Below are 14,781 nucleotides of genomic sequence, written 5' to 3'. Positions count from 1 at the left end.
TCATGTCTACTTCTCATCCGCTCTACATCAATGGCCAATGGGTAACCGGGGCTAGCAGCATTACCAACACCAGCCCCTCTGATTTCAGTGACGTCATCGGTCAATACGATCAAGCGAACGCCGATCTAACCAACGAGGCCATTAGCGCTGCCCAAAGCGGTTTCGCGCAGTGGAGCCAAAGTGGTCTGGAGCAGCGCTACAACATCCTGATGGCGATTGGCAACGAGCTGATTGAGCGCAAGGACGAGCTGGGCGAGCTACTTTCCCGGGAAGAAGGCAAGCCACTGGCGGAAGGCAAAGGCGAGGTTTATCGTTCCGGTCAGTTTTTCCACTATTACGCGGCCGAAGTTCTGCGCCAGATCGACGAGCGTGCCGAATCGGTTCGCCCGGGGGTGGAAATTGACATTCGCCGTGAGCCCTTGGGCGTTGTGGGCATCATCAGCCCCTGGAACTTCCCTATGGCAACTGCAGTCTGGAAGATTGCCCCTGCTCTGGCTTTTGGCAACGCAGTGGTGTTCAAGCCTGCCAACCTGGTGCCTGCAAGCGCCTGGGCTCTTACTGAAATCATCAGCAGGCAGGATCTGCCAGCCGGCACCTTTAACCTGGTGATGGGCTCCGGTGGCGAAACCGGCGAAACCCTGATCAACAGCCCGGATGTGCAAGCCATTACCTTTACCGGCTCTCTTGAGGTAGGCCGCAGGGTGGCCGCAGCCACCGTCGGCAATCTGGTGAAGTGCCAGCTGGAAATGGGTTCAAAGAACGCGCTGATCGTGCTGGATGATGCCGATCTGGATCTGGCTGTAGAAGCCGCATTCAACGGCGCCTATTCCGGCAGCGGGCAGAAGTGTACCGCCTCATCACGCCTGATCGTAACCGAAGCGGTTCACGATGAATTCGTTGCAAAACTGAAGGCGCGGCTGGAGCAGGCCAAAGTCGGGCACGCCCTCGAAGACGGTGTGCAGATTGGCCCCATCGCCGACAAACGTCAGCTGGAATCCAACCTGGCGTGGATTGAACGCGCAAAAGCAGACGGCGCAACACTCGCGTTCGGCGGATCTGATGTTGAGACCGAAACCGAAGGCTATTACATGGCCCCGGCGCTGTTCACAAACACCACCAACGATATGGCAATTAACCGGGACGAAGTCTTCGGCCCCATTGCCTGTGTTATCAAAGTGGCCGATTACGAAACCGCGCTGACCACACTGAACGACACACAGTACGGGCTGACGGCGGGCATCATCACCAACTCCCTGAAGATCGCATCCGACTTCAAGGCGCGGGCGCAAACCGGCTGCGTAATGGTTAATTTGCCAACGGCAGGCACCGACTACCACGTTCCGTTCGGCGGCCGCAAAAACTCCAGTTTTGGCCCCCGTGAGCAGGGTCAGTACGCCCGCGAATTCTACACCGTTGTGAAAACCTGCTACGTGCGGGCCTGATAAGAGGATGAACTCCATGCTCACCATTGATGGACTTCAATACTCCAACTGGTCCCGGGAGATTTTTGAGCAGATGCGTGCCGGCGGTGTTTCCGCCGTGCACGCTACTCTGGTGTACCACGAGAACACCCGTGAAACCCTGTCTCGTTTTGGCGACTGGAACCGACGCTTCGAACAGCACAGCGACCTGATCATGCCGGTTTATGAAGCTGAGGATATCGAGATCGCGCGGGAATCCGGTCGCGTCGGGATTTTTTTCGGCGCCCAGAACTGTTCGCCCATTGAAGATGACATCGACATGATCGAGGTGATGCGTCGCCTCGGTTTGATGATCATGCAGCTCACCTATAACAACCAGAGCCTTCTGGCGGCGGGTTGTTATGAAGCCGAAGACAGTGGCGTGAGCCGGTTTGGTCGACAGGCCATCGCAGAAATGAACCGGGTGGGCATGATCATCGACATGTCCCACAGCTCCGAAAGGTCTACGCTGGATGCCATTGAACTTTCCACCCGGCCGGTAATTATTTCCCATGCGAACCCTGCTTCATTTCACCCGGCGAAGCGTAATAAGTCAGACACGGTGCTGAAAGCCATTTCTGAAAGCGGCGGGCTGCTCGGTTTTTCCGTGTATCCCTTCCACCTGAAAGACGGGCCGGACTGCACCCTGGAAAGCTTTTGCAACATGGTGGCCGATACCGCCGACCTGATGGGCATTGATCACATCGGCATAGGTACCGACTTGTGCCAGGGGCAACCCCAGTCGGTTCTGGACTGGATGCGCAACGGGCGCTGGTCAAAAGAGATGGATTTTGGTGAAGGCAACAAAAACAACGCCGGCTGGCCCAGACCACTATCCTGGTTCAAAGACAATCGCGACTTTCCTGCGATTATCGAAGGGCTGCGTAACAAAGGCTTTTCAGAACCCGAAGTCGAAAAAATAATGGGGCGCAACTGGTTGAACCAATTGGAAAAAGGAACCCGGGCCCAGCAGTAAAACGAAAAAAGCCACCGTGCACCGGCAGCCAATAACCTAAAACAAAACTGCTGACAAAACCTTCTAAAAACAAAAGGTAAACGCAATGAAAATTGATGATTTCAAGTCAGGCGGAGATTATTCCATAGCTCAGCTTGGTGACCCGGTGGTACTCACCCTCAGCGTGGGCTTTATTGCCGTGTTTGTGGGTTTCTCTCTGTTCGACATTGAAGGCGTGGCCGAGCTGATCGGCAACGGCTTCGCCTGGACGGCCAAAGTGTTTGGCACCTATTTCCAGTTGCTACTGCTCGCAACTTTCTTTATTGCCATCGGCCTGGCCTGCACTCCCGCAGCCAAAGCCAAAATCGGCAACCTCGACAAGCCGGAGATGAGCACTTTCCGCTGGCTGTCCATCATTATGTGTACCCTGCTGGCCGGTGGCGGCGTGTTCTTTGCCGCTGGCGAACCCATCTATCACTTTGTGGTCACACCTCCGGCATTCTCCACAGAGCCGGGAACTGCAGAGGCAGTATCCAAAGCGCTGGCACAGTCCTTTATGCACTGGGGCTTCCTGGCCTGGGCGGTGCTGGGCACCTTGGCGGCGATTATTCTGGCTCACGCTCACTATGTTAAGGGCAAGCCATTGCAGCCTCGCACGCTGTTGTATCCCGTGTTTGGTGAGCGCATCATGAGTGGCTGGTTGGGCAGTGTGGTCGACGCCTGCTGTGTAATCGCCATTGTGGCCGGTACGGTTGGTCCTATTGGCTTTCTTGCGACTCAGATGAGCTTTGGCTTGAGTGAGCTGTTTGGTCTGACCGATGGCATCACCACGCAAATGGTGATTCTGATTGCACTGGCGCTGATCTACGTAACCTCAGCGGTTACCGGGGTGCACCGGGGCATTCAGTTCCTGAGCCGGATGAACGTGTTTCTCGCTCTGGCCATTGGCGCCATTATTTTCATCTTCGGCCCAACCCTGTACTTCACCAACACCTACGTCCAGAGCATGGGTGAGTATGTCTCTTCGTTCATGGCCATGGCGACTATGACAGCAGACACCGCTCCTGGCTGGTGGATGCAGTGGTGGACGGTGTTCTTCTTTGCCTGGTTTATCGGTTATGCACCACTGATGGCGATTTTTGTGGCCCGCATTTCCCGGGGCAGAACCATTCGCGACATGATTCTGGCCGTCGCAGTGATGGCACCGATTGCCACCACCATCTGGTTCACCCTGCTGGGCGGTTCAGGCATCTACTACCAGATGACGGGCGAGATTGATCTGACCGAAGCACTGAACAACTTCCGCTTTGATGTAGCAACACTCACCGTAGCACAAGCACTGCCAGGGGGTAGCTTTATGGCGCTGGCGATTCTGGTACTGACCACGGTCTTTGTGGCCACCACCGGTGATTCCATGAGCTACTCCATTGCGGTAACCAGCACTGGTCACGATCAGCCGAACACCTTTGTGCGTGCCTTCTGGGGCATGGCAATGGCTGGCATGGCCGCTATTCTTCTGTATATGGGTGCGGGCCAGATTGGCGTGTTGCAGCAGTTCATCGTGATCACCGCTATTCCGGTGTCGTTCATTCTGCTGCCCTCTCTGTGGCTCGGACCTAAAGCCGCCTACGCTATGGCCAGGGAACAGAACCTTATTTCTTAACAACAGACATACGGGCATCGCCTGGCTGTTAGAACCGGCCAGGCGGGTTGCCTGCCTGAAAAGGCAAGGGTGAGACCATGATTTCAGCAACATCAGCATCCGCACCACATACCAACCTGCGTCCCGCCAGCGAAGTGATGAAGCTGGAACGGCTAGGCAGCATGTTCGCCAGCAGGCTCAGCTTTGTGAGATCGCTGATGCGAAAAATGATCAAAGAAAGTTGGCAGGTTAGCAACACCGTGTTTGATCTGGACTCAAAGGGCCATGGCCTCGCGATCTATCGAATTACAACACCGGGCAAATACTACGAGTGTGTGATTTTCTCAAGGGATCTCGCTCCGGATCAGCGCTCCGACCGGGTAATTGCAGAAGCGTGGGATGTCACCTTTGCCCTGGTTGAGGGTGAAGCAGAAAGCTCTTTGCTGGAGCAGATGGAAGCAAACGTTCCCTTGCAGGAAGCGGGCCGACAGCATCCAAGGGTGCTTGTGCTATCCCGTGCCAACAAAAGCCTGCGTAACTTCAGCCAGTTTCTGGAAGCGCTGGCATCAGGCCGCCAGCCGGACCCCGCCTGGCTGACTTCTGTGGGTTATCTTTACAGAACCACGGCCGTGTACGGAAACGGAAAATTCGGCATTGCGGATTTTGCCCGGCTTGAGCGCAACCCGGACTTCAACCGCCCCTTCGCAGCTCAGATGCTTGCTGTTTATGTGCTGCGGCAGTTCTCCATCGAGCAGCTCGACCATATGGCAAGGGCGCAATCGCCGGAGCAAGCCGTACCTCTGCACCGGGAACTGCAGCGTTACCTTGGCATCGGCAATTCTACAGGGCTGGGTATGGCGCCCTTCCTGATCAACCACCCTCAACTGATTCAGCAATGGGTTTACGGCCGGGAGCGCGCGCTTGCCTATGTTCGCCAGGAACCCGCCAACGAGCAAACCCACACGTCACTGCGGGCATTCATGGCGCGAGCGCTCAAGCACTTGCAGCAAACCGTTACTGAGGATACAGACCAGACGCTACGCAACCGGGAAACCGCCAGTTCAATCGAAAAGGTCATTACCTGGCTGGACAGAACACCCGTGCACATCGCGCTTTATGAAGAGCTGATCGATTGGGCCAAGGAGCATTGCTCCCTGGAAGCACAAGAGCTCATCAACACTCTACTGATAGAGCTGTACCCGGAACGGGTTGAAGCTATTGACGACGAGCTGGGCTGCCGGGAGTCCATGGACCTGAAACCGGATATGAAAGTCCGGCAATTGCGGGATCTGATTCACGACAAGTTTGGGTGGGCTCTGAACTACAGTGAAGAGTGCCCGGATGACAACTACTGGTTCTGGTACCGTTCCGTCGAAAAAGAAGAGCCCAGACTTGGCGTACGAGGAACCGAATCCGGGGCAGAGAAAGAAATGGCCCTGGCGATTGGCCCACGGATCAGTCGATGCCTGGTAAAGCTGGAAGAGTTCATTGAGAGCAACCCCAACGCCATCGTAGTGGAGTTTCTCATGGCCCATCCCGGGCAGAAGGAATGCGTGCGCCGTATCCAGACCATGGGGGAGACACCCTATGGCGAAATCCGTGCAAATCTCTGGCACAAAGATATGAAGCCTATGCACCTGCTGAGAACCAAGCTGTCGTTTTTCGGCGCCAGCCGGTTTGACCCCAAATCCGACCGCTGGGTGCGTATTACCTTGTTTCAGGGGGCTCCTTTACCCGACGAGCTGCATAACGCCCAACTCCCACTGCACCAACTGGATGATTGGGGCTTCCCTTTGGAGCCAGAGTTGGACGGAATGGATAAAGGGCAGACAGCCCGGAGTGACAGGCTATGAAAGTTTCATTCAACGAATTACAGGGGTTATCCCGCAAGGCATTCATTGGCATTGGCTTTGATGATGGCGATGCCACGGATGCGGCCGACATGGTGGCCTGGATGGAAGCACACGGCCTCAACGGTTTGGCTGCTCTCGGGAAAAGCCTGGATTTTCTGCTCAACGAAGACAAATCCCAGCCGCCCAAGCTGATCTACCAGGATGCGGACCTGTGCGTGGTGGACGCCCAGAATAAAACCATTCTGGGCCACGCCAGCCTGGCCATCGAGCTGGGTTACGCGAAATGTCGCGCCCGAGGGCTTTCGGTGACCAAAATCCGCCACTGCCACAACCGCATGCTGATTGTCGGCTATCTTTCCCGTATTGCCCGCCGTGATATGTGCGTTGTGGCATTCTGGCGCAATTCTCACGAGCCGCTGACGGAAATCCTGGTGAGTTTCAAATCCGGTGAGGCTGAGCCGGAGATCTGCATGTACGGTCTGCCATCCACGCCAGACGACACAGAGCCCAACGATGGTATAACCCTGGTGATGGTGAACCACGTAGATCTTTTGCCAGATCTCAAGCCAGAAGCACCAGCGAATGATCTGATTCTGCAAAACCGCGCCGCCATGCTGGACTGGCATGAACGCTCGCTGGTTGATGGCATTGATGTAGATACTGCTCTTTGGGAGCGACTGAAAGTATTGGCCACGAAGATGCTTGTGGAATCATCCGACGATTCACGCCAAGGCGCAGGCGCCGGCACAACCGATAACGACTGAGGAGTCACCCATGAACCCGTATCCGGTTAAAACAGACCTACCAGCATCCAAATCACCACTGGCCTGGGCTACAGTGGGTAATGACATCCTGTTTACCGCGCAGATTCCCATTGATGCCGAGGGCAAGGTTGTAGACGGCGGTATTGAGCCGCAAATTATCCAGACCCTGGCCAATCTGAAGCACACGCTGGAAAGCGCTGGTAGCCGGGTATCTGACCTCACCCAGGTTGTGATCTACGTAACCGACCGGGAGCATCTTGCCACCGTTAACCGGGTGTACGCGGATTTCGTATCCGAGCCTTTCCCCAACCGGGCGGCCATTATTGTCTCCGGCTTTGCCCGCGAGGAAATGCTGATAGAGATCCTCGCCTACGCTGTAGTGCCCTGAATCCGGTAACGGACTATGCAGGCTTACTGAGCCGGTGGAGGCTCGGCCTGCAACTCGGTCGCCGGTATGCGGCCTTCGCCCCAACTGCGATAGACCCGCGCCATTACCTGCTGCAGTTCTTCTTCGCCGACATCCGCCAGCTCTCCCCGCTCCAGAGGGTCGAAGTGGAAGATGTATAAGCGCGATGTAAACTGCTCAAACGGCAAGGACGCCTCACCAAAGCGCTCACCGCAGCCTTCCGTGCTTACATGCACATCGTCACCCCAGCTTTGGCCACTGTCGTTGTTGGGGTTGTAGAAATACGCGCGCATTTCGCCTTCTGGATCCAGGGCTACCCGCAGAATGGTAATCGCGTGCCAGCCAATGAACCGCGCGGCCCTGTCGGTTACCGCAATCCCTGCAGGCTGGGGGTGGATGAGGGGCTGGTTGCCGTTATAGTAGGGGTGGTAGCTGGCATAGAAGTGCCGGATAAAGCCTTCCAGATCGTGCAGGTTGCCGGTGGCCACGTCCACGTTGATGGCAAACCCTCGCCCGGCAGACCAGCCGTGGAATTCCGGGTTCACCCATCGGTGTGGATCGCCTTCGCGGCCTATGCACATGCGGCCCATCTCACCGTAAATCCGGTCAAGATGTGGTACCACGACCAACGAGACCGGGTCGAGATCCAGCGTCACTTCCGACGCAACGCCACCAAGACTGTGTGCTGAAGAGACCGGTTGCCCTTCAAAATGCATGATTATTTCATTATCCCTGGCCGCCCAGGCAACCATTTGCAGCAGGTAGTCAGGGTCGTTGTACGCCCACATGGACAGAGCGCGGGCAGATTGGCAGGTTGGATTGTTGCCCTGGCCTACACCCAAAGGCTGCCCCAGCATATTCAATACACCCTGGATTAACCAGGCGCCTGCCTGGGGCTGATAACCGTAGGCCAGCTGCAGGCGTTCACGGGCCTCTGGGCAGAGATTCAGCCTGGCCTGGCGCCAAAGGGCGGGCGCCACGGGTGGCTGATACAGAATGCCGCGCTCCAGCATAAGAGCAAGGCCATACAAGCCCTGCGCTGTCTCGGGGAAAATACCCTCGGTGATAAGAGCATACACCAACTCCCGATAGCACATCAGGCAATCGCGGCCAGTGCTTGAGAGGCCCAGTGCTTCACTGAGCAGGTTGTCCTGACCTTCCTCCAGTATGTAGCGCACAAAACAGGCATGGTATGGCGACACCAGGCCAGTATCGTGCATGGAGCGGGCAAATCCGGTGGCCTCGTTCTGCAAGGTTTGGCCATCCATGGTCTCCAGCCGCTGCTGATACACCACAATGCCCGGGTCTTCGCTGCACGCCCGGGTTGGCCCGTACAAGGCCGATATCAGCCTGTCGGCTCCGCGCCCTGCGTTACCAAGATCCACACTGGGCTCAGCTCGGCAAATGGCGATCTGGGTAATCATTTTGCGCACATCGCCCACCTGTATCGGCCGCTGCTGCAGAATGCGCCAGATTTCTTCAACCAGGCTGTCTATAACGTGCTCGTAACCAATCTGCTGCGCTATGTGTTGCACAACATGCTGGCTGATGAGTGCCAGCTTTCCCTGTTCGCGCTCAGCTTCTCCGGTCATGCCAAACAGCAGGCCGAGGTTGATTGCAAGAACCTGGGTCAGATAGTGGTGGGCCTGTTCGGCAGAGATTGATGGGTGCAGATAGTGACCACGAACAACCGCCAGCAAACGAAGTTCGCTGAGCGATTCGATAATTACCGTATCGGGATTCGGGCTTTGTAACGAAAGGGTCGTTAATGAAGGAAGCAGGTTGGCGGGCTCGGCCCAATCCGAGCCTGCAAATACACCGGCTTTTTCCAGGCTCTCCGCCCGCGCTTCAACCAATGCACAGCCTTCCGGCTGCAGCAGTATCTGGCGCACAAGGTCAAATACCAGTGGCAGATTGCCGAACTTGGCCAAATCCGTACTTTCATCCATGGCACGGACCGCGTAATCCAGCCTCTGTGCCAAACTATCCAGATCCATGAGAGCTGCATGGTTCGATGGGTGATCGTTCAAACGATGTTCCTCGGGGCCTGCACCATACCCTTTAGATGTGAGTGCATAGCCCGATTATACATAGATATCCAGACCGTCCTGATGTTTCAGCGAATATCAGTTCAACTTCAGGGTCGAGAGCGTTCTCTCTCGCACTTTTGTCAGCAACGCCTCATTGTTTACCAGAGACTGCCCATAGGAAGGTACCATTACCTTCATACGCTCCTGCCACCCAGGTGTTTGAATGCTCTTCGGGAAGCAGCGTTCAATAACGCTGATCATCGCGTTTGCCGCCGTAGACGCCCCCGGCGAAGCTCCGAGAAGAGCCGCCAGCGTACCGTCTTTCGAAGCCACAATCTCAGTCCCGAACTCCAGCTTTCCACCACCGCCTTCAGCCTGCTTGATTATCTGCACGCGCTGGCCGGCATTGCGCAGCTCCCAGTTCTCTTCCTCAGCTTCCGGGAAAAAATTGCGAAGTGCTTCTACGCGGTGGCCGTGGGACTGGAAAACCTCGCCAATCAAATAGCGGGTCAGATCCATGTTGCTCTTGCTCACCGACAGCATGGGCTTCAGGTTGGTCGTGCGCACCGAGCCAAACAGATCAAAAATGGAGCCCTGCTTGAGGAAGCGGGTAGTAAAGCCGGCAAACGGGCCAAACAACAGAGCCGGCTCACCATTGATAATGCGGGTATCCAGATGCGGCACCGACATCGGCGGTGCACCAATGGGCGCCTTGCCGTATACCTTGGCGTGGTGCTGGTTTACGACATCAGGCTTTCGGCATACCAGCCACTGACCACTAACGGGGAAGCCGCCATAACCACGGGCTTCTGCAATACCGGATTTCTGCAGCAACGGCAACGCACCACCACCTGCACCCAGGAATACAAACCCGGTTTCCAGTTTGGTCAGCTCACCTGTGTGCTGGTTTTTAACCCGAACTTTCCAGCGACCATTGTCACGCTGGTCTATGTAGTGCACCGGGCAGCTCAACATCAGCTCAAAATTGGGCTGTTTTTTCAGGTACTCAACCATGCTGCGGGTAAGAGAACCAAAATCCACATCCGAACCATGGCGAATACGGGTTGCTGCCACCCGTTGCATTGGGTCCCGGCCTTCAACAACCAGAGGCATCCAGTTTTCAAGTTCCCGTGGGGACTCGGTGTATTCCATTTCGCGGAACAGGTGGTGACCGCTTAAAAGCTCAAAGCGGCGCTTGAGAAACGCTACGTCTTTCTCACCCCAAACAAAGCTCTGGTGCGGCGTGCGGTTTATGAACTTTGAGGGCTCAGGCAACATGCCCTGCTCTACCAGGTGCGACCACAGCTGCAAAGACACCTCGTACTGCGCGTTAATCTGCAATGCCCGCTCGATTGCCACATCGCCATCGTCGGTCTCAGGCGTGTAGTTGAGCTCGCAGTATCCTGCGTGCCCGGTTCCGGCGTTATTCCATCCATCGGTACTTTCATGGGCAACGTGATCCAAACGTTCCAGCATGATAATTTTCAGGGACGGATCCAGCTGCGTTAGCATTACGCCGAGGGTGGCACTCATGACACCACCACCGACCAGCACTACATCTGCCTGTTTAGCGGCCATTGGTTATTCATCCTAGCTAGTATTGAGCATGTCGCCCCTTCATGATCAACGAAGAGGCCTGCGGGGCACGGCGGGCAATGCGCGAGGTAATGGCGCTGCCTTGTGCGTCCGCTTTGAATAAGCGCGTAGATATCCGCGTTGTCGCAAAAATATAAATAGCGATTATTAATGAACCCGGACCTGTGCGTAAACTGCACGTTAGTTTAACGGTTGTTCGCCGCGCATACGAACGGTGGCTTGCGCAGAACCATAAGTAATACTCCTGATGGGTGACTTCGGCCATCTTCCCCTGTGATAACACCCGGTCTTCCGAAAGGGGCTGACCTCAGCAGCCTATATGCGGTATCTTGCACACCTTTCCGGCGCTTGCGTCTCTGCTTACACGGAGCGCTTTTGTGCCTGTTTTCGGATGCTACACGACTAGGGCTTATCTATGGTTATGGCTATTGGCGCAATTATCGCCGGCCTCGTATTACTGGTCTGGAGTGCAGACAAGTTTGTAGAGGGCGCCGCTGCAGTTGCCAAGCACCTTGGCATGCCTGCATTATTGATTGGCATGGTAATCATCGGGTTCGGCACCTCGGCACCGGAACTGGCGGTTTCAGCCATGGCTGCGGCCGATGGCAATCCAGGGCTCGCCCTGGGAAATGGCTACGGCTCCAACATCACCAACATTGCTCTTATCGTCGGCCTCACAGCTGTAATTGCACCTATTGCGGTGCATTCCCAGGTTATCCGTAAAGAACTTCCCATATTGGTTGCACTTACACTGATCGCCGGCGCTCAATTACTCGATGGCGAACTGTCGCGCTTTGATGGCTGGGTGCTGCTAGGTGTGTTTGCGGCCGTCATGGGCTGGTCGATATTTCAAGGCTTGCGGGGAAAGGGAGATTCGTTGTCGGATGAAACCGAAGCGCAAATAGGCTCAGAACTCATGCCCATGAAATCGGCCATAGTATGGCTAATCATTGGCTTGGTTTTGCTTGTTGTCAGCTCCCGCCTGTTGGTCTGGGGTGCGGTTACGGTTGCCCAAACCCTGGGTGTCAGCGACCTGGTAATTGGTCTGACCATCGTGGCCATTGGCACATCACTGCCGGAACTGGCCTCAGCTCTGGCAGCCGTACGGAAGAACGAGCACGATCTGATCCTGGGCAATATTCTTGGCTCGGGCATTTTCAATACCCTTGCGGTTGTGGGTTTGGCTGCGGTTATTCAGCCGCTGTCGGTAGAGCCCGAAGTCCTTTACCGGGATTGGACGCTGATGCTTGCCCTGACGGTTGGCTTGTTGTTTATGGGTTTCGGCATGACAGGTTGGCGCAAGCTGATCAGCCGGTTTGATGGCTCTATTCTTCTCTTGGTGTATGTGGCCTATACCGGCTATCTGCTTTCAACGGTTGTAGCTGCCAGCACAAGCTGACAGCGACTGCCTTTCAGCGTTTCAAGAGAGCTTTAATCGCTCTCCTGAAACGCCATAGCGACTGAATTCAGGCAATAGCGCTGGCCGGTTGGCGGCGGCCCATCCGGAAATACATGCCCAAGGTGGCAGTCGCATCGGGAGCAGCGCACTTCTGTGCGAGCCATCCCCATACTTGTATCCTCAATATAGCGAATGTGCTGCTTGTCGAATGGCTGAAAAAAGCTGGGCCAGCCGGTACCGGAATCAAACTTCGCATTAGAGCTGAACAAGGGCAGATCGCAGAGCCGGCAGTGATACACACCTTCCAGCTTGTTATCCAGCAAAGTGCCACAGAACGGATGCTCTGTTCCATGATCCAGCAATACCCGACGCTCCTCTGGGGTCAGGCTCGCGGCTTTCTCTTGAATCTGCGCCTCTGTTAAAGGCGTCAGGTCATAACCCGCAGCGGAACTGCTCATTACTATCTCCTCAGGCCAGGTTGTCGTTGGAATCTGTATATTCCGGCTTTAAGCGGTCACTAAACCCATCAACCAGCTTTTCGATTTTCGGGGCCGCAACAGCCATGATGTAGGGCTGGTGCGGATTCCTCGCTGCAAAATTCTGGTGGTGTGCCTCCGCCGGATAAAACGCTTCCAGAGGCTCCAGAGTGGTGACAATCTGCTCAGGATACACACCGGCTGCATCAAGCTGGCGAATATAGGATTCCACTATCCGCCTTTGCTCTGGTGTTTCATAAAACACTGCAGAGCGGTATTGCGTCCCCCGGTCGTTACCCTGCCGGTTCAGCTGGGTTGGATCGTGCGCCACCGAGAAGAATACTCTGAGTATCTCCCCAAAGCTGATCCGGCCGGGGTCATAGTGCACGCTTACAACTTCCGCGTGCCCCGTGGTGCCCGTGCACACGGCGTCGTAGTTAGCTGTGTCTGCCGAGCCACCGGCGTAGCCAGACTCGACCCGTGTAACGCCATCCAATGCCAAAACCACAGCTTCCACACACCAGAAACAGCCACCGGCAAGAACCACTCTCTGCTCACTGTCGCCAGCTGGCAGATCCTGCTCCGGCTCGGGGAAGCGGCTGCGAGGTACCGTCAGGCCTGGAATGCTGCAAGATGATGTCATAATGACCTCTGCTTTGTGTATTCAGTCTTTATCAATTTACCGATTGTGACGGCAAACAGATCAGTTTATCAATGGTCTTACCATCATCAACCGCCTCCGCCCCGCGTCAGCTTGAGCGGGTCCATAATCTCTTCCAGGCGCTTCCGGTCAAGACCACTTCTTTCCTCAGCCACATCAATCACTGGTCGGCCCGTTTTGTAGGCTTCCTTGGCAATCTCTGAGGCCAGGCTGTAACCAATCTCCGGGTTAAGCGCGGTTACCAATACCGGGTTTCGACCAACACTGGCATCCAGCGTATCTGTATTCACACTAAAGTCCCGGAGGCCTTTATCCGCCAGCATGCTGGTTGCATTGCTGAGCAGATCAATCATATCCAGCAGGTTACCGCCAAGGAGTGGCAACATCACATTCAGCTGAAAGTTGCCGGACTGCCCTGCTATGGCATTGGCGCTGTCCAGGCCTATTACCTGCGCGCCCACCATGGCTACCGACTCGGGAACCACCGGGTTTACCTTGCCGGGCATAATACTGCTGCCCGGTTGCAGGGCTGGCAGGCTGATTTCCGCCAGCCCATGAATCGGGCCGCTGTTCATCCAGCGCAAATCATTGGCAATTTTGGTCAGCACAATGCCCAGCCCGCGCAGCTGGGCTGACAGCGCAACCGGGCCATCCACCGCACTTATCCCTATGAATTTATGCTCCATGGAACGAAACGGGTAGCCGGTGTTGGCCTTGAGAAACTTCACAAACTGGCCTGAAAACTCCGACAAGGCATTTACGCCGGTACCAACTGCCGTGCCGCCCTGGGGCACCGCAAGCAGTTCATTTGCTGCGGCATCCAGGCGTTTCTCCACGGCCAGTAGCTGCTCACGCCAGGTGCGTAACTCCTGCCCAAGGGTAATCGGCATGGCATCCATCAAATGCGTGCGGCCTGTTTTCACCTGCTCCGAGAACTGAGCTTCGCGCTCGTATATAACCCCGCACATGTGGGTAAGTGCGGGAATAAGCCGCTCCCGGATCCCCGTCACGGAACTGACGTGGATAGCAGTAGGGATCACATCGTTGGAGCTCTGGCTCATATTCACATGATCGTTAGGGTGCACCTCCACGCCATTTCTGGCAGCGATGGCGGCAATCACCTCATTGACGTTCATATTGGTGCTGGTGCCCGAGCCAGTCTGGTATCGATCAATCGGGAACTGGTCCGCAAATTCTCCGCGAATGAGCGCTTGGCAGGCGTCGGTAATCGCATCGCAGCGACTATTGTCGAGAAGGCCCAGACTGGCATTGGCCTCTGCGGCTGCCTGTTTAACGCGGGCAACTGCGGAGATAAAGGCCGGTGGCATGGGCTGGCCACTGACAGGAAAGTTATCAACGGCACGCTGGGTCTGGGCACCCCAAAGTGCGTCTGCGGGAACGTGAACATCGCCCAGACTATCGGTTTCTATTCTGGTTTGGGTACTTATTCCACTGTCTCCATTTTCACTCATGGCTGCTCCTGCTTGCTTCTGTATCAGGATGGCTAGCTGGACCTCAAGAATACAGCAGGCGGCCTTC

The 14,781-nt window shown here is 55.8% G+C and carries 12 protein-coding genes; 7 read left to right on the top strand and 5 right to left on the bottom strand.

Going from position 1 to position 14,781, the window contains the following annotated elements; genetic code table 11:
• Nucleotides 1–2 precede the first annotated feature (2 nt).
• From CDH47_RS01870 to CDH47_RS01845, 6 genes are all read left to right on the top strand, one after another.
• A complete protein-coding gene (locus CDH47_RS01870; RefSeq protein WP_100638126.1) occupies nucleotides 3–1,442 on the top strand; it encodes an aldehyde dehydrogenase family protein in 1,440 nt (479 codons plus the stop codon).
• A 7-nt stretch (nucleotides 1,443–1,449) separates the two neighbouring features.
• Entirely contained in the window at nucleotides 1,450–2,436 is a 987-nt protein-coding gene (locus CDH47_RS01865) for a dipeptidase (RefSeq protein ID WP_193601544.1), read from the top strand.
• Nucleotides 2,437–2,521: 85 nt separating this feature from the next.
• A complete protein-coding gene (locus CDH47_RS01860) occupies nucleotides 2,522–4,078 on the top strand; it encodes a BCCT family transporter (protein WP_100638124.1) in 1,557 nt (518 codons plus the stop codon).
• A 77-nt stretch (nucleotides 4,079–4,155) separates the two neighbouring features.
• Entirely contained in the window at nucleotides 4,156–5,910 is a 1,755-nt protein-coding gene (locus tag CDH47_RS01855) for a hypothetical protein (protein ID WP_100638123.1), read from the top strand.
• On the top strand, nucleotides 5,907–6,674 hold the full coding sequence (locus tag CDH47_RS01850; RefSeq protein ID WP_100638122.1) for a DUF3726 domain-containing protein: 768 nt from the start codon (nucleotides 5,907–5,909) through the stop codon (nucleotides 6,672–6,674). The genes CDH47_RS01855 and CDH47_RS01850 overlap by 4 nt, the downstream gene beginning before the upstream one ends.
• A gap of 10 nt (nucleotides 6,675–6,684) precedes the next feature.
• Nucleotides 6,685–7,062, top strand: coding sequence for a RidA family protein (locus tag CDH47_RS01845; RefSeq protein ID WP_100638121.1), 378 nt, complete (start codon nucleotides 6,685–6,687; stop codon nucleotides 7,060–7,062).
• 23 nt (nucleotides 7,063–7,085) lie between these two features.
• Here CDH47_RS01845 and CDH47_RS01840 read toward each other — a convergent pair whose 3' ends face one another.
• Nucleotides 7,086–9,077, bottom strand: coding sequence for a hypothetical protein (locus CDH47_RS01840; RefSeq protein WP_100638729.1), 1,992 nt, complete (start codon nucleotides 9,075–9,077; stop codon nucleotides 7,086–7,088).
• Nucleotides 9,078–9,206: 129 nt separating this feature from the next.
• The gene (gene mqo / locus CDH47_RS01835; protein WP_100638120.1) at nucleotides 9,207–10,688 is read right to left on the bottom strand and encodes a malate dehydrogenase (quinone); all 1,482 of its coding nucleotides are present in this window, start codon (nucleotides 10,686–10,688) and stop codon (nucleotides 9,207–9,209) included.
• 433 nt (nucleotides 10,689–11,121) lie between these two features.
• Here mqo and CDH47_RS01830 point away from each other — a divergent pair, with 433 nt between their 5' ends.
• A complete protein-coding gene (locus CDH47_RS01830) occupies nucleotides 11,122–12,105 on the top strand; it encodes a calcium/sodium antiporter (RefSeq protein ID WP_193601543.1) in 984 nt (327 codons plus the stop codon).
• Nucleotides 12,106–12,137: 32 nt separating this feature from the next.
• Here CDH47_RS01830 and msrB read toward each other — a convergent pair whose 3' ends face one another.
• The 3 genes from msrB to CDH47_RS01815 form a co-directional block, all read right to left on the bottom strand.
• Nucleotides 12,138–12,563, bottom strand: a complete 426-nt coding sequence (msrB, locus tag CDH47_RS01825) for a peptide-methionine (R)-S-oxide reductase MsrB (protein ID WP_100638119.1) — start codon at nucleotides 12,561–12,563, stop codon at nucleotides 12,138–12,140.
• 10 nt (nucleotides 12,564–12,573) lie between these two features.
• Nucleotides 12,574–13,224 (bottom strand): peptide-methionine (S)-S-oxide reductase MsrA, encoded by a 651-nt coding sequence (gene msrA, locus CDH47_RS01820; RefSeq protein ID WP_100638118.1) that lies wholly within the window; start codon nucleotides 13,222–13,224, stop codon nucleotides 12,574–12,576.
• A gap of 86 nt (nucleotides 13,225–13,310) precedes the next feature.
• Nucleotides 13,311–14,714, bottom strand: a complete 1,404-nt coding sequence (locus CDH47_RS01815) for a class II fumarate hydratase (protein WP_100638117.1) — start codon at nucleotides 14,712–14,714, stop codon at nucleotides 13,311–13,313.
• Between the last annotated feature and the right edge of the window lie 67 nt (nucleotides 14,715–14,781).

Source organism: Marinobacter salexigens, from assembly GCF_002806945.1.
GTDB classification, from domain to species: Bacteria; Pseudomonadota; Gammaproteobacteria; order Pseudomonadales; family Oleiphilaceae; genus Marinobacter; species Marinobacter salexigens.
Note: the sequence above shows the minus strand (reverse complement) of the source record. Positions and strands in the feature narration are given on the sequence as shown.

Bases quoted from the DNA above. Each gene is read 5' to 3' on its own strand.
- CDH47_RS01865 (WP_193601544.1), top strand. From the start codon at position 1,450: ATGAACTCCATGCTCACCATTGATGGACTTCAATACTCCAACTGGTCC.
- CDH47_RS01845 (WP_100638121.1), top strand. From the start codon at position 6,685: ATGAACCCGTATCCGGTTAAAACAGACCTACCAGCATCCAAATCACCA.
- mqo (WP_100638120.1), bottom strand. From the start codon at position 10,688: ATGGCCGCTAAACAGGCAGATGTAGTGCTGGTCGGTGGTGGTGTCATG.
- CDH47_RS01830 (WP_193601543.1), top strand. From the start codon at position 11,122: ATGGTTATGGCTATTGGCGCAATTATCGCCGGCCTCGTATTACTGGTC.
- CDH47_RS01860 (WP_100638124.1), top strand. From the start codon at position 2,522: ATGAAAATTGATGATTTCAAGTCAGGCGGAGATTATTCCATAGCTCAG.
- msrA (WP_100638118.1), bottom strand. From the start codon at position 13,224: ATGACATCATCTTGCAGCATTCCAGGCCTGACGGTACCTCGCAGCCGC.
- CDH47_RS01815 (WP_100638117.1), bottom strand. From the start codon at position 14,714: ATGAGTGAAAATGGAGACAGTGGAATAAGTACCCAAACCAGAATAGAA.
- CDH47_RS01840 (WP_100638729.1), bottom strand. From the start codon at position 9,077: ATGGATCTGGATAGTTTGGCACAGAGGCTGGATTACGCGGTCCGTGCC.
- CDH47_RS01855 (WP_100638123.1), top strand. From the start codon at position 4,156: ATGATTTCAGCAACATCAGCATCCGCACCACATACCAACCTGCGTCCC.
- CDH47_RS01870 (WP_100638126.1), top strand. From the start codon at position 3: ATGTCTACTTCTCATCCGCTCTACATCAATGGCCAATGGGTAACCGGG.
- msrB (WP_100638119.1), bottom strand. From the start codon at position 12,563: ATGAGCAGTTCCGCTGCGGGTTATGACCTGACGCCTTTAACAGAGGCG.
- CDH47_RS01850 (WP_100638122.1), top strand. From the start codon at position 5,907: ATGAAAGTTTCATTCAACGAATTACAGGGGTTATCCCGCAAGGCATTC.